At 35.3% G+C, this 18,345-nt stretch carries 12 protein-coding genes; 3 read left to right on the top strand and 9 right to left on the bottom strand.

Going from position 1 to position 18,345, the window contains the following annotated elements:
* Positions 1–45: 45 nt before the first annotated feature.
* The 3 genes from EKM03_RS13610 to EKM03_RS13600 form a co-directional block, all read right to left on the bottom strand.
* Complete coding sequence (locus tag EKM03_RS13610) at positions 46–897, bottom strand: AAA family ATPase (RefSeq protein WP_126740603.1); 852 nt, start codon at positions 895–897, stop codon at positions 46–48.
* Positions 882–2,465 (bottom strand): ATP-dependent endonuclease, encoded by a 1,584-nt coding sequence (locus EKM03_RS13605; protein ID WP_126740602.1) that lies wholly within the window; start codon positions 2,463–2,465, stop codon positions 882–884. Before EKM03_RS13605 ends, EKM03_RS13610 begins: the two co-directional genes overlap by 16 nt.
* Positions 2,466–2,906: 441 nt before the next feature.
* Positions 2,907–3,134: a helix-turn-helix domain-containing protein gene (locus tag EKM03_RS13600; protein WP_126515719.1), complete on the bottom strand. Its 228-nt coding sequence runs from the start codon at positions 3,132–3,134 to the stop codon at positions 2,907–2,909.
* 1,077 nt (positions 3,135–4,211) lie between these two features.
* Between EKM03_RS13600 and EKM03_RS13595 the strand changes: the two genes are divergently transcribed.
* The 3 genes from EKM03_RS13595 to EKM03_RS13585 are packed head-to-tail and all read left to right on the top strand — an operon-like array spanning position 4,212 to position 11,315.
* Positions 4,212–7,259 (top strand): SusC/RagA family TonB-linked outer membrane protein, encoded by a 3,048-nt coding sequence (locus EKM03_RS13595; protein WP_126740601.1) that lies wholly within the window; start codon positions 4,212–4,214, stop codon positions 7,257–7,259.
* A 4-nt stretch (positions 7,260–7,263) separates the two neighbouring features.
* Positions 7,264–8,700 carry a RagB/SusD family nutrient uptake outer membrane protein gene (locus EKM03_RS13590; RefSeq protein WP_233584103.1) on the top strand — a complete coding sequence of 479 codons (1,437 nt, stop codon included), beginning with the start codon at positions 7,264–7,266 and terminating at the stop codon, positions 8,698–8,700.
* Positions 8,700–11,315, top strand: coding sequence for an LpqB family beta-propeller domain-containing protein (locus tag EKM03_RS13585; protein ID WP_126740600.1), 2,616 nt, complete (start codon positions 8,700–8,702; stop codon positions 11,313–11,315). Before EKM03_RS13590 ends, EKM03_RS13585 begins: the two co-directional genes overlap by 1 nt.
* A 54-nt stretch (positions 11,316–11,369) precedes the next feature.
* On the opposite strand, the gene EKM03_RS13580 is transcribed toward EKM03_RS13585, so the two are convergent.
* From EKM03_RS13580 to EKM03_RS13555, 6 genes are all read right to left on the bottom strand, one after another.
* Positions 11,370–11,648: a DUF6520 family protein gene (locus tag EKM03_RS13580; RefSeq protein ID WP_126576298.1), complete on the bottom strand. Its 279-nt coding sequence runs from the start codon at positions 11,646–11,648 to the stop codon at positions 11,370–11,372.
* 83 nt (positions 11,649–11,731) lie between these two features.
* Complete coding sequence (locus tag EKM03_RS13575) at positions 11,732–13,246, bottom strand: MauE/DoxX family redox-associated membrane protein (RefSeq protein WP_126740599.1); 1,515 nt, start codon at positions 13,244–13,246, stop codon at positions 11,732–11,734.
* A 107-nt stretch (positions 13,247–13,353) separates the two neighbouring features.
* The gene (locus EKM03_RS13570) at positions 13,354–14,250 is read right to left on the bottom strand and encodes a helix-turn-helix transcriptional regulator (RefSeq protein ID WP_126740598.1); all 897 of its coding nucleotides are present in this window, start codon (positions 14,248–14,250) and stop codon (positions 13,354–13,356) included.
* 1,163 nt (positions 14,251–15,413) lie between these two features.
* Complete coding sequence (locus tag EKM03_RS13565; protein WP_126740597.1) at positions 15,414–16,157, bottom strand: rhamnogalacturonan acetylesterase; 744 nt, start codon at positions 16,155–16,157, stop codon at positions 15,414–15,416.
* 683 nt (positions 16,158–16,840) lie between these two features.
* Positions 16,841–17,797, bottom strand: coding sequence for an aldo/keto reductase (locus tag EKM03_RS13560; protein ID WP_126740596.1), 957 nt, complete (start codon positions 17,795–17,797; stop codon positions 16,841–16,843).
* A 145-nt stretch (positions 17,798–17,942) separates the two neighbouring features.
* Positions 17,943–18,263, bottom strand: a complete 321-nt coding sequence (locus EKM03_RS13555) for a hypothetical protein (RefSeq protein WP_126740595.1) — start codon at positions 18,261–18,263, stop codon at positions 17,943–17,945.
* Positions 18,264–18,345: the final 82 nt, after the last annotated feature.

The raw sequence follows: 18,345 nt of genomic DNA, 5'->3' as shown, positions 1-18,345 counted from the left end.
TTGAAGAATTTAACAATCAAATTAATTACAAAAATGTAGCTTAACTTAATGTGCAGTTTTTATTTGCATATCCAAACTTCCCCAATTATCTGAATAACAATCGTAAGCATAATGCTCTTGTAAAAAGAGTTTTATGATTTTACTGTCGTTAAATATTCTGTCGGCTTCAGTTTCATCTGTAATTAATTTGTATTCAGTTTCTAAATTTCCCTTAGAATAAATTTCAATGCCTATTTTCTCTCTTATGAAATCGCAAATTGTTTTACTACATCTACGACTATTTACAAGAGTTGTATTATCTATTGTGAAATTCAAATCTCTGTATTTTTGCAAATAATCTGCTGAGCTTTTATAAAGATTAATATTTGTCTTGCCATCACTGCTTGTAGTGAAAGTATGTTGAAAAAAATCTCCAACAAAAAGTATGTCTAAATTGCTTTTGGATATTTCACTCAATAAATTAAAATCGTGTCCTCCAAAATCTTGTACTTCATCAATTAGTAAGCAATCATAATATTTTTCTAATCTTTGTTTAACACTTGGTATAACGTTTTGTTTAATAATTAGCATAGCAATTCTATTGTGATACAAATAACCATTTTTAGTTAGAAAACTTTTGTCGAAAAAGCTTTTAGGTAGTTTCCAAGATATACCTTTTCTATCAATTTCATTTGCAAGAAAAGGTTTGAAGCAAAAAGAATACAAAAATGTAAAATATGATTTTATTTTAATATTGGTTGGTATATAACCAAACTTGTTAATAATCTCATTTCTTAAATTTTCAGTATTGCTAATGGTATAGGTAATTATTAAAAAACGTTTTGTTTCGTTTAGTTGTTCTACAATATGGTAGGTTTTGCCCGATCCTGCAACTGCTAAAATTACTCTTTTATCCATTTTAAAGCATCTGTGATATATTGAGGTGAAATGATTTCAGAATTTTTTTTGTCCAATAAAGTATAGGCTACTTCTGCCTTATTATTAATCATAAATTGTTCCACTGTTAAAGATTCTCTTCCATTTTTATATATTCTTATACCTCCCTTAAACAATTCATCGCATATTGCTGTATTATCTTGATAAATACATATTTCAAAAGTGCTTCTTGTGTTATTGCTATCCGCAAATATCTTTATGTTATCCTTTATATAATCGGAATAGTTTTCTATGCAATTATCTTGGTAATTTCCGTCGTTATCTCTAATAACAGCTGTCTTAATGTTTAAAATTTTCGCAATGTCTAAATATCTTTTAAAACTTGTTCCGTCAACAGAAATTATATGAATGTTACAGTCGTCTATTTCAAGCCCTGTTACCTGTTTAAAAAGAGCCTCAGCTAAAATATACTCTGAATCTCCTTCTACTAAAATTACTTTTTTTGAAAGGATAAATTCAAGAATATTATTGTCGGGTGCTTTGATGAAAAATTTCGCAGTATGATCTGGGAGATTACTCAGTTTTAGTGGCTTTATAGTTGTACTATTTAATAAAATTGATTTTCTTAAATCAAGTCTTGTACTTATTAAATCGCTATGAGTGGCAATAAAAATTTGTTTGTTGTCAGACGCACTAATTTTTTGAATTAATTTTTTCATATTGCTATGACTCAGATGATTTTCAGGTTCTTCAAGTAAAATAATTTCTAAATCATTGTCGTTTCTACTTAAAGCCAATTCTGTCTTTATTATACATTGCCTACCTTTCCCTTTGTTATCAATAGAAATATTCCCTTCAAAAATAGTTAAGTCAGTTTCTAAATTTGATTTAGAATTTGACTTTATTGCAAATTTATATTCTCCAAGTCTTGCATTTATGTCTTTAAAAGCATTGTTTTTGAAGCTTTCTTTATGTGACCTATATTCGTGCTGATGATTATATTTTTCGATTGTACTATTTACAGAGCTATTGTAAATGTCTTTCACATACTCTTTCATAGCATATTCACTACTTACTTGTGAGTTGTCTATAAAAATATGTTTTAGATACTTTTTATATCCTGAATAAGATTGGTCTGCAAAAGTTTTGAATTCTATTGAATAGTATTCAAATGGGAAAATGCAATTTTCCTGTTGTAATATTTTTTTTATATCCGTTCCAAACTCGTCATTTGGTTTGCAGATTAATTTTAAACCGTCTACGGCAATTTTTTCACTATTTATAGTCCCGTTAGTTTCTTCATTATTTTGTTCACTCAAAAACAATTCAATTTCTAACTTTGGTAATTTCGCATAATTTTTGTCAGATGTTAAGAAGTTTTCAATAACATTTGAGTTGAATAAGTATTCAAGTCCAATAGTCTCTACTTTATTTCTACTACCACTAATTACCAAATCTATTGCCGTCAAAATAGAACTTTTCCCTGCTTCATTGTCGCCAATAAGTAAATTTATTTTCTCGTCAAAAGCAACTTCAAAAGTTTCATATCTTTTAAAGTTTAATAGTTTTATTTTATTTATTGTGTTCATCTATAAAATTTGTATTAAAATTACTCCCAATTCATAAATATACATAGCTTTTTAATACTGACATGTATAATCATTGAATTTTAGATTTTTACGTTTATCACGGTTTTCCTCATTATCGGTAAAAATATCATATAAAAAAAGACACCTCACAGCATCTTTCATTATTTCTTTCGTCTCCAACTATCATTATAATGCCTATTCCTCAAATACTCATAAAACTTCCCTGTCACATAAAGACCTAAAACCCATATCACAATTAACCCTATAATTTCATACCACTTCATTTGCTGTATTCTTAAATTAAAAGAATGCAATAAATGATTTTGTATTTTAGAATGCTATGCAATTCTGGAAATTCAATATGCAATTTGGGAGAATTTAAAGAGTTAAAAAAAAATGCATAATAGCATCCTTTTTTAACTCTTTAAAATGTTAGTTATCTTAATCAAAATCTAATAATTCTCTTGGGTGTTTTCCAAGTCCTTTTGCTAAATCTAAAAGTGTTGTAAAAGATAAATTTCTTTTGCCATTTTCAATATCACTTATTGTGGCTTTAATAAGTTTATCACTATTTAAGGCAACATTATCTTGACTCAAATTTAAGTCAGTGCGAAGTTTCTTGATATGCAAACCGAATTTTTTTAACTTCTCTTCCTTATGTTTGTCCATTTTTTAGCTTTTAAACAAAAGGCGTTATATTTTTTTCAAAAAATGTTATAAGAACTTATAACAAATAACTTTTTTTTGTTATATTTGTTTAATATTGAAATTATTATTAGATAATATTTGCATTGAGCATTTAAATAAATAATTTTGCGATTCTTCATATAAAAATATTTGAAGCATTCGCTTAGAATCTCGTTCCAAAAACTGGTACTTTTAGCACGCGAGATGATAAGTAAGATGCTCACGTCTCATGGCGTGGGCTCACTTATTCGTGTGCGGGTATACCAGTACCTTGGAGCGATATAAGCTGAGTTCCATGCCATTTTTTTGGCAACTATTTTGGCAATACTCAACTTCATTCTCAGCACCGCTTCTTCTTTTTTCATAGTCTCGCAGCAGTTTTAACCGCTAAAAAAACCATAACTATGAAATAAAAAAAAATACTATTTATTTAATGCCTGTGCTGTTTCTTTATTTTGAGTTAGTGTTTCAGTGCAGGTTCTTTTTTTGATTCAGATAAAAGAGCAAAGAAGTTATTATTGTTTTAAATTTTGAATTGTGATGAAGAGTGATGGCAATAATGCAAATAATCAATCTTCCTTTATATAATTCTTACAGCAAATTACCCTAGCAATACAACTGGATTTATAACATCTAAATTTTTACTATGAAATACTACAAACAAATAAAAATAGGAATAATTATACTTTTTATAGCAACGATGTTCATGTGGTTTTATGGTTATAATAGCGTGAACTGAACTGATGTTAAAATTCACATCGTCAGGTGAATAGAGGTTATTAATTATTTTAAATTTTGAATTGGGTTAAAGAATTTAGAACGTAGAATATAGAGACAAGAACCTAGAATATAAATCTAATTAAAAAGTATGCCTATGATAGAATAATAATATTGAGATTGCTTTGCTTCTCTCGGGTGCGTCGAACCTCGAAATGAGATTGCTTTGCTTCGTGCCTCGCAACGCCTCGCAATGACAAAAAAGGCCCTCCAACCGTCTGGACAACTGCATAGAGGACCAATGCTAACAAAACTAACGTTTCATTTAACTAAACCAAAATTATGAATATATTTTCATTTTACAAGGGATGGCCGGCGATTCCTTTGCTTTTAGGAATTTGCTTATGCGATTTTCCTGCCCATGCCGCAACAATCAACCCTTCCGCTTTTGCGACGGTAACAAAAAAAATTATACCTCAACAGCAAGTGCAAATAAGCGGTACTGTAACTGATGGTACAAACCCTTTAGCCGGTGTGACTATTTCTATAAAAGGAAAAGCTACAGCTGGAACTATCTCTGATTTTAACGGGAACTATATGCTAACTGCATCAGCAGACGATATAGTAGTCTTTAGTTTTATGGGTTTTTTAACCATTACAGAGTCTATAAACGGACGAAAAACAATCAACATACAATTACAAGAAGATGCAACCCAACTGCAGGAAGTGAAAATTAATGCGGGTTATTACAGTGTTAAAGAAAGCGAACGAACGGGGAGTATCGCTAAAATAACATCAAAGGATATTGAAAATCAGCCTGTAACGAATGTACTCGCAGCGATGCAGGGGAGGATGGCAGGGGTGAATATTACCCAGACAACTGGAACTCCAGGAGGAGGGTTTTCGGTACAGATCAGGGGATTGAACAGTGTTCGTGCAGCTGGGAATAACCCACTGTACTTTATAGACGGCATACCGTATTCCACTGATGCTATTGGTAGTGGACAAAATGCTACCGGTTTCCCGAGCAGGCTTAGTCCGTTGAATAGTATCAATCCAGACCAAATAGACAGTATTGAAGTATTAAAAGATGCGGATGCTACTGCGATTTACGGTTCAAGAGGTGCAAACGGCGTTGTGCTGATCACCACCAAAAAAGGCAAGCAGGGTAAAACGAAATTTACTACCAACCTATCTACAGGTGCCGGATCCGTTACCCGTTTTATAGACCTTGTCAATACCGAACAATACATTGCCATGCGTAAGGAAGCATTCGTTAATGACGGGATTACCCAATATCCAGCAGCGGCCTACGATATCAATGGGACATGGAACCAAACACGTTATACCAACTGGCAGAAAGCATTGCTTGGCGGAACATCACTGATTAGTGAACTGCAATCTTCCGTTTCCGGTGGTAGTGCCCAAACACAATTTTTGATGAGTGGCAATTTTAATAAACAAACTACCATCTATCCTGGAGACTTTGTCTACAAGAAAGCCAATGTGCATTTGAATATTAACCATGAATCAGAAGATAAAAAATTCCATACTAGTTTTACCGCAGGTTATACTTTGCAGGATAACCACCAATCTCGGATAGACCTGAACACAACTGCCTTACAACTTGCTCCCAATGCTCCGGCACTTTATGGCGAAAACGGCGAACTGAATTGGGAAAACAGCACCTTTAATAATCCGCTTGCTAATTTTGTTGGAGGTTACAACGCCAAGACCCATGACCTTTTGGCAAGTTCACTATTGTCTTACAGGATTAGCGAAGCTTTTGAAATCAGATCTAATTTTGGATATTCGACCATTTACAACGACGAGGTGAACGGTCTGCCTTCAACTATGTTTGATCCTGCATCGGAAACGGGACCGGAATTTTCGACTTTGATAGTGGGTCGTAACACAAGAAAAACATGGATTGCAGAACCACAGATCAACTGGAAAAGGCAGTTCAAAAACATTGGGGTGGATGTACTGGTAGGAAGCACATTCCAGTCCCAAACTAGTGCACAGCTGGTGCAATTCGGACAAGGGTTTTCAAGCAATAGTCTCCTGTATAACATTGCATCAGCAACCACTATAACCATTTTTGCTAATGATGAAACGCAATATAAATATCAAGCACTATTCGGCAGGCTCAACCTAAACTGGAAGGAAAGGTATATTGTGAATCTTACGGGTAGGCGAGATGGATCAAGTCGTTTTGGCGCTGGAAAGCAATATGCCAACTTTGGTGCTGTTGGTGCGGCATGGCTCTTTTCAAAAGAACATTTTATGGGGTTGTTTCCTATACTAAGCTTCGGAAAAATCAGGGCTAGTTATGGTGTAACTGGAAATGACCAAATAGGGGATTACCAGTTTCTTGACACTTATGGTTCTACCGGAGTTAACTATGGAGGAACGATAGGCCTGCAGCCCACACGCCTTTATAACCCCGCCTTTGGGTGGGAGACCAATAAAAAGTTTGAGGTTGCACTTGAAGTCGGTTTTTTTAAAGATAGGTTCTTTTTAACGGCAGGATGGTACAACAACCGTTCTTCGAATCAACTTACCGGAATGCCATTGCCGGGAACCACCGGATTTACCGTATTGCAGTCGAACCTTGATGCAGAAGTAGAAAATAAAGGGACAGAATTTACCTTGCGTACGGTTAACCTCGAGAATAGCGTACTTACTTGGTCTACAAATTTGAATCTGACGTTTGAAAAAAATACTTTATTGGAGTATCCAGATTTGGATACTTCTACATTCCGAAACACCTACGTAATTGGTGAACCACTTAACATCAAGAAAGTGTATCATTTTACGGGAGTTGATCCGCAAACTGGCATCTACACTTTTGAGGACAAGAACGGTGACGGTCTTTATACTACAAAAGACGATAAAACCGAAGTTCGGGACTTTAATCCGGAATTTTATGGCGGATTACAAAATACTGTAAAGTATAAGCACTGGCAACTTGATTTTCTTTTCCAATTTGTAAAACAGTTGAACTATAATGGTGACGCGGCGTATACCTTGCCGGGGAGCATGTTTAACCAGCCCGTCAGCGCATTAGACCACTGGCAACAACCGGGCGACATTGCCTCGCACCAAATTTATACTGATGGAAGCAATGCCGCTGCTGTAGTAGCTTATGATCGATATCTAGCTAGTGATGCTGTGATTTCGGATGCCTCTTATATCAGACTTAAGAATATTTCGATTGCGTATGACCTGCCGGAAAAGACCCTAAAGAATATGCGATGCAGGATTTTTATGGAAGGACAGAATGTACTGACTTTTACAAAATACCAAGGAGCTGACCCTGAATTTAAGTCAGTTGGTTATTTACCACCACTTCGAATTCTTACTGCCGGACTACAATTTACATTTTAATACTATGACTATGAAATACAATACCAGAAGTACGATATATATTTGGTGCCCTAAAAGCACCTTGCGCGGTCGTTTTTATTCGGCTATTTACATGATAATCCTAGCGATAACTTTTCAGGCTTGCGATGAGTTTGTTGCGGTCGATGTGCCCAAGAATCAACTTATTGCCAGTGGTGTTTTTGAGGAAAAGGCAACCGCCAATGCTGCCATGACTGATATCTATTCGAAAATTAGGGATTTTGGTCTGCTTACCGGAACACAGATGGGATTATCGCATACCTTAGGACTTTATGCCGATGAACTAGTGTTTTATGGTACTGCACAAAACGGGAATACTGCATTTTATACTAATACACTAGTTGCCTCTAGTATTGAAATCAGGAACATCTGGAATTTGAGTTATAACCAAATTTATGCTGCTAATTCAGTTATTGCAGGCGTTGCAGGAGCGGTCAAACTGCCGCAGTCTGACAAAGACGCATTAAAAGGAGAAGCTTTGTTTGTTCGCGCGCTGCTACATTTTTATCTCACGAACATTTATGGGGGGATTCCCTATATAACCACCACAGACTACGAGCAGAACAGAAAGGTGTCAAGAACCTCCGTGAACGCCGTTTATGATTTGGCAAAGGCTGATCTGAATGCCGCAATAGCTTTATTACCGAACACCTATAATGGCGCAGGACGCACTCGTCCCAATAAATTTGCAGCGTATGCCTTGCTTGCAAGAGTTTGTCTTTACGCAGGTGCGTGGGAAGAATCTTCAAATGCTGCCTCGGCGGTACTTAACAATACGGTACTCTATCCTTTTGAAACCGATCTTAATAAAATTTTCCTAAAGGAAAGCTCTAGCACGATTTGGCAGTTAAGCCCAAAATCACCGACTGGCAACACTAATGAAGCCGCCACGTTTATCTTTACCAGCACACCTCCAGCATTGTCTGCCATGAACAAAGATTTGGTTTTGGCTTTCGAGGCTGGAGACCAACGAGCTGTCAAATGGGTGAAGATCATAACCAATGGGGGATCAAGATGGTATCATCCGTTCAAGTATAAAAAGAAAACAAATACAGGAACTGTTGAAAACAGCATCATTTTTAGGGTTGGTGAATTGTATCTTATTCGTGCAGAAGCAAGGGCACGAGCCGGAGAACTTATAGGAGCAAAAGGGGATTTAAATGTTATCCGTACTACTGCAGGTCTTGGAAATACAACAGCGTTAACACAGGAAGAACTTTTAACGGCCATTTTACAGGAGCGAAGAGTGGAACTGTTTACCGAATTTGGGCATCGCTTTTTTGATCTTAAGCGATTTAACCAAATCAATCCCGTGTTGTCTGTCAGTAAAAGCGGTTGGGATTCCACCGATGTTTTGTTTCCCATTCCCGAGACGGAAATTGATCTTAACGGTACTCTTGCGCCTCAAAATCCTGGTTACTAATGAAGACTATACTCCAACATAATTTTTTAATTTGCTTTTGTTTATTTTGGTTTTTTGTAACCGTATCGAGTTTCGGACAGGTCTCAAAAAACCACCCACTGACTGTCGCAGATTATCCTTTGTGGCATACACTGCGACAACATCAACTTTCAGACAATGGAAATTGGCTGAGTTATAAACTAGACTATGACGGTTTGCCCGATACTCTTTTTGTGAAGCATACTAAAAGTTCCAAGAGGTACACTTTTCCGAAAGGGTATAGCGATAGCTTTATAGGAAATAATGCATTTGGTTGTTTGGATAATAGCAAAACTTTTCATCTTTTGAACCTTAGCAATGGTGTTATACTTACAAAAAGCAATACCACAGCATTTGAGTATGTTAGTGGTAATATTCTTTTAATTAGTGATTTAGCAGAAACTAATGGAACTTTGACTTTAACTGATTTTAATCTTAAAGTACTTCAGGCTTACAGGGATGTTACCAGTTATGCCATAAGCCATGATCGAAAATCGGTGGCATTCACTACGAGTTCCGACACTAAAAATGCGGTCTATGTTATTAATTTGGATACGGGAACGGAAAAAAAGTTAGTGGTCGAAAGCACTACCCATTCCTTTACTAGTTTGACGTGGAGCGGGACTAAAGATTCGTTTGCCTTTATCAGTAATCCCACGGGTGCATTAAATCTGGGCGATGCCATAATGTATCATTACAGTGAAAAGGAAGCATTGCAAAGTGTTACCAGAGCAGAGGGAAGCTGGACTGAAAATTTTGAAATTGCATCTACTGACCTATCCGGGATTCATGTATCGGATGACGGGGAACGTGTTTTGTTTATCCTGAAAGAGAAGTTAGATAGCAGTGAAAAAGTAGCAGTATCAGAAGTGCAGGTATGGAATGGTGATGATGAAACATTATATCCTTATACTAAAGTGAGCAGGAAGTCTCCACAGCATTTGGGAATATGGTGGCCTGCTGAGCATCGAATGATAGTAACCGGTAATGCCGATAAAGCGATTGCAATGGTAGGCGGGGCACAAAAGTTTATGCTTGCAAAATCATTTTCTAAATCACAGCCTTCGATAAAATACTATCCAGACAGCGATTATACGTTTACTGATTTTGAAACAGGACAGGAACATCCCTTTTTGAATCAGCAACCAGGAGAATCTGATTATTTCTATATGTCACCCGGCAATACTTTTATTGTTTATTTTAGGCATGGTCACTGGTGGGTGTATGATATTAGGGAAGGGACACATCTGAATCTTACCAAAAATATAAGAACGCAATTCTCTGAAGAGGACTATGATGAACCGGGCGCACCACCACCGTACGGCATTGGAGGTGTTACCATGGGGGATAAGACATTGCTACTTTATGACAAGTATGATGTTTGGGAAATAAATAGCGATGGCTCAGCCGCAAAAAAACTTACCAAAGGACGCACTACTGAAATTGTGTACAGACTGTCTGGTATTTACAGTGCCACCATTGCGATAAAATCGTGGATGATGCCACAGATTCCTATTGTTAATAGCAACAGCATGCTAGTGGAGGGAATTGCTTCTGATTTCAGTACTTCGGGCTATTATAAACTGAATAATTTCAAAATTCATACTATGACCACTGTTTCAAAGCGGTTGAAGCATCTTATAAAAGCAAAGTATTACGATTATTACACTTTTATACAGGAAGATTACAACAGCCCCTTAGAAATAATAGGAATGGAGGGAAGCGGGAAGACAAGTAGTATATTTAAGAGCAATAAGCAGCACTATCAGTATAATTGGGGTAAATCTGAGCTGATATCGTATCAAAATGAGAAGGGCAAAGCACTTAAAGGCATCTTGTTTTATCCTTTTGATTTTGATGTTGCTAAAAAGTATCCGATGGTGGTGCAGGTCTACCAAAAACAAAGCCAACTGCTGCATGCTTATACCAATCCCGGGCTTCATAACGGAAGTGGATTTAATAAAACAAACCTGACCAGTAATGGTTATTTTGTACTCTATCCTGATATTGTCTATGAAATGGGGAATCCCGGCTTTTCAGCACTAGATTGCGTGATATCCGCAACAAAAGCTGCAATTGCATCCGGATTTATTGATAAAGAAAATATTGGGCTGACAGGACATTCTTTTGGAGGCTACGAAACTGACTTTATTATTACGCAGACCAATATGTTTAAAACAGCAATAGCGGGAGCGGGCATATCTGATTTTGTAAGCAGTTATCTTTCTTATGGAGTAAGTTATAAAAGGCATGATGCTTGGCGGTTTGAAAATGACCAATTTCGAATGAAAAAATCGCTATTTGAAGATTGGGAAGGGTATAGGAATAACTCCCCTATAACATTTGCAGAGCAGGTAAAGACCCCTTTGCTTTCATGGGCAGGCGAAATAGACGCACAAGTAAATAAAGACCAGACTATGGCGTTTTACTTTGCATTACGAAAACTGAATAAGTTGCAGGTAATGCTGTTATATCCCGGAGAGGGACATGTATTGCAGGATAAGAAGAATCAAGAAGATCTTTCCAATAAATTAGTTGAGTGGTTTGATTATTATCTAAAAGGAAATGGAAGAAAGCCTGATTGGCTGAACCCTTAACAATTTACTTTAAATTAGAAATGCAGTTCCAAGAGGAACTGCATTTCATTTTAACTATTCTTCAATGCGGTACAGTTCCACCGGACAATCTGCGTCCGACGGGTTTACTTTACCCCATAGTTGAGCACCTCCATTCGTACAGATCGTTCCCGTGTCATCAGTGTCACATAATGTGCTTGTCTGACATTTTGTTTGCGCGGAAATAAATTTGTACCCAGTTACTTGTGAAAGGGCTTCTGTGCTGCTCATTGATGTTGTAGTAAATGCACCACCAACACCCAGAACGATTACTGCCAAAGGCATCATCATTTTTTTTAAAAAAATTGTTCTCATAATAAAAATATTTAATGGTTATGATTTACTCTTTTACAGGTTTTCAATCTTACCCCTGAACACCGGCCAGTATATATTGTTGTTTAATTTTTAGGAATGAGGTGATCTAGAAATTCATAGCATACCAAATGATTATTAATTAATGCAAATAAATGATTGTCGACAACAATGAAACTTCTCATTTTTTTGTTTTTGATATGATACACGTAAAAACTAGATTGGTAGCTTTTCTTTATCAGGTCGTATATATCTATTATACTTGCGTTTTTCCAAACACTTTGAGCATCATATTGTCCGGGTAGAAGCGAGTGGACATACAGGTAATTGCCACTGACGGTACTACTTTTATTTACAACAAGTGCCCGTTTTGCTAATTTAGTGACCTTGCTTTTTCCGACTTCGGCAATTTCTAATTGAGCTCTTGAAATGGTATCTATGGTATTGCCACGATATTGCAATACCAGATTTCTGTCTGCAACACTATATTGATTCCGATATCGATAAACATATACTATTTTATCCAGATTGGTATTAAAATGGAGGCTGCCATCAGTATCAAAAACACCATCGATTTGTTTCTGCAGAATATCTGGGGCATATCTAACTGCCAAACTATCTGATGTGTTAAGAATGCCAAGTAGGTTTTCTCCTGATTGAGGCGATTTATATCGAACCGTTAGATTTATAGAATCTGTGGGTTCTGCCTGTGAGAAACGAACACCGGAATTAATCTTTAGTGTCGCGATCCAATTAGAAATACTTCCTTTAAATACATAAGGAACTGCTCCCTCAAACACAAAGAAGCTTTGATTGAAAACACGGATTTTCGGAACTCGAAAAGGCATGTCAGTTTGGTTTAAAATGATTTTGTGAGAGGTTGTAGTTTTGGTTTTTAAGTCGAATATTGTAATTAGAAGTGGGGCAGTACGATTGCCTAAATATATTTTTCCGTTTCCTGTTCCGGCAAAATAGTAGGAGTTGTATAAAAGATCTATTTTATATCTTTCCTGTGCGGCATGTTGCGGAAAGCGACGGGTGAAATTATTGTGATATTGGATGATGTTTTCTGACAGCAGGAATAGTATCACTATTATAGTGCTTCCTGCAGCAGCAGTTATTATCAATACCCAAATTTTTCTTTTAGTGTTTATTGTCGGGCTGATCCCTCTGTTTTTGCAGTTTGTAGGTTCGTAAATAACCGCTACAGCCAATAGTGCGACGAATATTAAATTAAAAACCAGATGTTGGTTCCATGTCATTTTTTCAAGGATGCCACCGCAAGAGCATGGAATGTAGGCACTGAAATTTAAAATTATGTAGATATAGGTTGTAAACATCATCATTAATGCAAAAGCAGACAGCAGTCCAAAAAATCTAAATTTAGGAGTGAACAGTACAATTGCAATTAGGATTTCAATCACAGGTACCAGAATTGCAATCCAAGCTGCAAATGCACTTAGTAGTGGCGACTGTCCAAGTTGGATTCGGAAGTTCTCAAAATCGATTAGTTTGCTGCTTGCAGCGTACATGAAAAGAAGCGCTGTAAAGAAGCTAATAATGAGAACGAAATTGCTTTTAAAGTTTTGGATCTTGCTCATTTTAGTAATTTTGATATTGTAAAGTTGCAACTGTTATTTTGGTTGACTTATGCAAATCAGGCTTTTCGTTATACTAAAAGGAAACTTCCATAAAAACAGGGTTCTCTTTACTCAGATGGACGGTTGAGGTCGCTAGGAGCATAGCCATAATGCTTTTTGAAAGCCTTATAAAAGTTTAAGTAGGCGCTAAAACCACATATAAAGGCAATTTCCTTCAAAGGGATTTCAGTCTTCTGAATGAGTAGATGGGATTTCTTAAGGCGTTCCAAATGATAAAAATTGTAGACGCTAGTATTGAAATACTTACGGAAACCTATCTTTAGCTTGTGCTCTTCAGACGCAAACATAGCAGCCAATTTTTTTAGGGTAGGAAGGGGCTCTTCCAAGTGATTTAAGATGTAATCATAAATACTTTGCATTACCACAGCTTCGGATTGTTTTTTTGGATTTGTTTTTATTACAAACGTTGCGTCTGACGACAGTTCTTGCAAGATGGTAGTAATTGAGTTTACGATTATTTTGTCACTGTAGTGTAGCCGTGATATGGTGCAAAAAGTTGGAAGTAATTTATTATTACCCGTTATAAAAATTAGCGGAACGGTGCTGTGGTAATTATCATCAAGTGAGGCTTCTATCTTTTTTTTATTCCAAATACTGAAGGACTGTGGTGCGATAAATTTTCCAAAGTCAACTTGAAATAATTCTTCGGATTCGTAGTATAGTGCTTCTGGTACGTGTGTATTAAAATTGCTGATAATAAAGTTATCGTCTAAAATAAATGTAGTTTGTACTAAGTTTTGATAACTGTAATGCGGGTTAACAGAACCTGATCGGAGTATAATATCATGCATCTGTCCAGCAAGAGTGTTAAGCATTTCAGAGAGTTTATCAACTTCGTCGTTTTGGTCTGTTTTGATAATTCTGAATGAGAGGTTGCCGGTTGCCATTTCAAAAAGCATTTGGTAAATCACCTTAATCCGTTGTTGGTTTTGTTGCGTATCCATTGTGTTGTATTAGTGAAGATTTGTCGGAATGGAGTGGGGAAGTGGAGACAAAATTATATAATACAATTCTCTAAATCAAGAAGTATAGTGTGCAATTCGGGAATTGAATAGGTGTTTTTTAGAGAAAAGTGAGTGGTGTCCTTCGAAAAGCTCAGGATGACAGGGAATAGTGAGAAGTGATTGGCGAAATGATTTTTAATTTCATAATCAAAGAGTAATTCTCGATGCGTTCTATAGTTGAGGTATGGAATAATAGGAATTATTGTAGTTTGTTTATTAGGTCTTTACGAGATATAGAAGGTTTTTGAGTTTAAGAACAGGTTATAATTAAGAGGGGGGAGGGATAAGAAAGATGCTGATGAGGTGTCTTTATTGTGTATATTTTTTGTTTTTTTGATATTGATAAAATTGTAAAAATAGTAATAACATCATCCTTTTCAACTTCTGATTTAAGAGCATTTGCGAAAGCGATATTGAGTTAGCAAAATTGATTCTTTCAACAATAAAACGTTTTGAATTACTAATTGATTTTTTACAATCTGAGGAAGATTATGAATATCTAGATATAAGTTTGTATCAGTATTTTAATTTAGAAAATTCTGAAGAATTAATCAAAGAAACTAAAATGCTCCCTCTTTAATTACTTAGAATTAAGACTGAAAATAACGGGTTCAAGTTTAAAGTAGAAGATGAAAAATCAAAATTATTCTTAAATTCATTAGTCTCATGTGAAATAATAGAAGTGGATGTTTTTTTAAATTTAAGAAATTTTTTAACACCTGCTGCTTTGGCGACTTGCTTCACCGCCTATTGCACGCCTCGTTGACTGTAGCGATTGTCAAAATCCCCTCCAGCTCCAGAAGCCAAAAACCTGCGAAAAATAGCTGACAGCTAATAAGTTTTTTTCTATGTTGAAGACAGCGGAGAAGATCGCTTACACTTGAGATATCATTGTTAAATATTTAACCTTACAAAAAGGTTTTTATGGGACATAAGTAATAACCATGGTATAATGTCGTATTTTAAAATCAGGATAAAATCATGTAAAAATCTGATTTAAAGCTGTTTTACTTAAAGTTAATTCTTTTGACTTTACGACTTTTAAACTTTCGACTTACTTAATAGTATTAGAAACGAAGATCTTCCTAATTTAACTGTTCATTTTACAGTAATTGTTTTTTTAATTTTTTAAAGAAAGGGTTATTCATTAGCTTAATTTGATCAACAACCAAACGGGCTATAGCCAATGCTCCTTTTCTACTTAAATGTGTGTCATCAGACTTTCCCTCTGGATAATAGGAATTCTCACCGGGTTTAAAATGCAAATGTAGCGCTTTCGATTTTTCGGGACCATAAGAGGTTTCAAGTAATTCTGAATAATATTCTAAATCCACAAAAGGCACATTGTACTCTAGGGCTACCAAACGAGTTTCAAACGGATAATCACCATGCGTTCCGACTAATACTCCATTTTCATTAAAATTTCTTCTGGCAATTGATGAAAACAAAATTGGAATTGCCCCTTTTTCCCTGCTTTCATTTACAAACCGAATGATGTTATGTCGATACGTTGTATGTGGATTTGTATACCGAGTAAAATCGGTTAATTTTTCATCATTATGCCCAAATTGTATAAAAACATAATCTCCCGGTTTTAAAACCTTAAAAACTGCTTCCCATTTTTTCTCATCAATAAAACTGCGTGTACTTCCGCCATTTACCGCTCGATTCTTTATAATTACATTCGAATTAAAAAACAGACGCAATACCTGTCCCCAACCGGTTTCTGGGTTTTCTTCCGGTTTTATTTTATCAGCCATCGTAGAATCACCAATAGTATAAATTGTAGTTTTTTGAGACAGTCTGTTTAAGGAAATTAACAACGTCAAAACAATAATAGGTTTCATAAAAATTATTTTTTTTTAATATATTACTTTGCAGCAGTAAGAATTGTACCTCTCTCACCAATTACAACTTCATTAAAAGTTACATTTATAGTAGTAGTAAGGCTCAATCCGTTTTTAGCTCATTGTATTATAAAACGGTTCAAATTAACGTTTTCTACTTTTTATCGGGGTATCCTTCTATTACAATTCCCGTGTTGGTGGCTTCAGTGTAACTGATATTAAAGAAATATCCGAATTTAAACGGAAATAATCCGCTTCCTACTCCATGTTATTGGCAGTGATGTAAATGCAGTCTTCCATGTCCTAAAAGAAATATTGGACAAAAATATATATTTAAAATAGCGCGCTCGATCTCTATTTGTTTTAATTTAAATTATCTCTTTTTAAATATCCACTCGCTTTACAGTAATCAACATACATATTTCGAACTCCGGCCATCATTTCACTTCCTATTACAATCGCATGCAGTCTTTTGAACTGGTAATTTCTTATTACAATATTTCCAAAAGGAGTTGCTGAAGTGCTACGTCATTAGTCATCTCTACCAAATTTCAGGGCTTGTCCACGGTATTGTCTCGAAAAATTCTAGCGATATCACTCAGTCATAAACAGATCAAAAATCGACTTTAAGTCAAAATAACTGATGTTTTTTGATGGTCTGTTTAATATTTGCTCTTTTTTTACTATTGTAAAATCGTATCAATCTCATCTAATTCATCTTTGGAGAAAGTAAGATTCTGCAGACTGTCAATATTGTAATTGAGTTGTGCAATTGAACTAGCTCCAATTAATACTGAGGTAATACGATTATCTTTTAACAACCAAGCCAAAGCCATTTGTGCTAAAGATTGGTTTCTTTTTTGCGCAATTAAAGTCAATTGAATAATTTTCACAATTTTTTCCTCCGAAACTTCTTCAGTTTTTAAATGACCATTAGGATTAGAGGCACGAGAGTTTTTCGGAATCCCTTTTATATATTTATCAGTTAAAAGTCCTTGGGCTAAAGGTGAAAAAGCAATACAACCAACTCCTTTTTCTTCCAGAATGTTTAATAATCCGATTTCCGGATTTCGCTCAAACATTGAATATTTGACTTGATGAATCAGACAAGGTGTTCCCAATTGCTTTAGAATATCTACAGCGTCTCTGGTCTGTTCCGGATTATAATTAGATATCCCAGCATACATAGCTTTTCCGCTTCGAACAGCATAATCCAAAGCCATCATGGTTTCTTCCAATGGTGTTTCAGGATCATAACGATGAGAATAGAAAACATCTACATACTCCAAATTCATCCGCTTCAAACTCTGATTCAAACTGGACAATAAATACTTACGGGAACCCCAATCGCCATAAGGACCCTTCCACATAGTATAACCGGCTTTGGTCGAAACTACAATTTCGTCACGAAGATTTCCATGAAAATTCTTCTTTAAAATTTTACCAAAAGTAATCTCAGCAGAGCCCGGATCCGGACCGTAATTATTGGCTAAATCAAAATGTGTAATTCCTTTATCAAAAGCAGCCTTAGCAATGCCTTCTGCATTTTCGAAACTATCTACCGACCCAAAATTATGCCATAATCCTAAAGATATTTGCGGTAATAATAAACCACTTTTTCCGCATCTGTTGTAATCCATATTTTTATCTAAAATAGTTTATAATTAAGAGACAAATTTATTGTTTCTTTGAATCAAATTTGAATAATAAATTCACTTATTTATTTTGAAAAGTTACAAAATTCACCATGCTAGAACGAAACCTAAAAAGGCTTGATTCATTTTATTATTTATCATAAATTGTTTTATTTAGTACTGTTTTTAGATGACTATGAATAGTTTCAATTTTTTTACTGATTTGATTAGCCGCTTTTAAATTTTTGCTTTTAATTTTTATTTCTATAGAAAAATCATTTTCTCTTTTCGAAACAAGCTTAACGGTAAACATTCCATTTGGATAATATACTCTCAAGCCATCCGTTTCTTCCATTAAATACAGATCGAATTCCCCTTTTAACCAATTGATAAATTGATCATAAAATTCAGTTTTTTCTACCTTTGTATATCTGGTAAAAGTATGAAATGGTGCCTCAAAAGAAATATTCATTTTTTAAATACATTTTTTAATTTCGTTGATAAATTTTATTGCCAGTTCGTCTGCCTCATCTTCGGAAATACTTTCGGTATAA

Source organism: Flavobacterium sp. GSP6 (assembly GCF_003984855.1).
Lineage (GTDB): Bacteria > Bacteroidota > Bacteroidia > Flavobacteriales > Flavobacteriaceae > Flavobacterium.
The sequence above is the reverse complement of the archived record's forward strand: the minus strand, read 5'-3'. Positions and strand labels throughout refer to the sequence as shown.

Bases quoted from the DNA above. Each gene is read 5' to 3' on its own strand.
- EKM03_RS13560 (WP_126740596.1), bottom strand. From the start codon at position 17,797: ATGGATTACAACAGATGCGGAAAAAGTGGTTTATTATTACCGCAAATA.
- EKM03_RS13610 (WP_126740603.1), bottom strand. From the start codon at position 897: ATGGATAAAAGAGTAATTTTAGCAGTTGCAGGATCGGGCAAAACCTAC.
- EKM03_RS13600 (WP_126515719.1), bottom strand. From the start codon at position 3,134: ATGGACAAACATAAGGAAGAGAAGTTAAAAAAATTCGGTTTGCATATC.
- EKM03_RS13585 (WP_126740600.1), top strand. From the start codon at position 8,700: ATGAAGACTATACTCCAACATAATTTTTTAATTTGCTTTTGTTTATTT.
- EKM03_RS13590 (WP_233584103.1), top strand. From the start codon at position 7,264: ATGACTATGAAATACAATACCAGAAGTACGATATATATTTGGTGCCCT.
- EKM03_RS13605 (WP_126740602.1), bottom strand. From the start codon at position 2,465: ATGAACACAATAAATAAAATAAAACTATTAAACTTTAAAAGATATGAA.
- EKM03_RS13575 (WP_126740599.1), bottom strand. From the start codon at position 13,246: ATGAGCAAGATCCAAAACTTTAAAAGCAATTTCGTTCTCATTATTAGC.
- EKM03_RS13565 (WP_126740597.1), bottom strand. From the start codon at position 16,157: ATGAAACCTATTATTGTTTTGACGTTGTTAATTTCCTTAAACAGACTG.
- EKM03_RS13580 (WP_126576298.1), bottom strand. From the start codon at position 11,648: ATGAGAACAATTTTTTTAAAAAAAATGATGATGCCTTTGGCAGTAATC.
- EKM03_RS13555 (WP_126740595.1), bottom strand. From the start codon at position 18,263: ATGAATATTTCTTTTGAGGCACCATTTCATACTTTTACCAGATATACA.
- EKM03_RS13595 (WP_126740601.1), top strand. From the start codon at position 4,212: ATGAATATATTTTCATTTTACAAGGGATGGCCGGCGATTCCTTTGCTT.
- EKM03_RS13570 (WP_126740598.1), bottom strand. From the start codon at position 14,250: ATGGATACGCAACAAAACCAACAACGGATTAAGGTGATTTACCAAATG.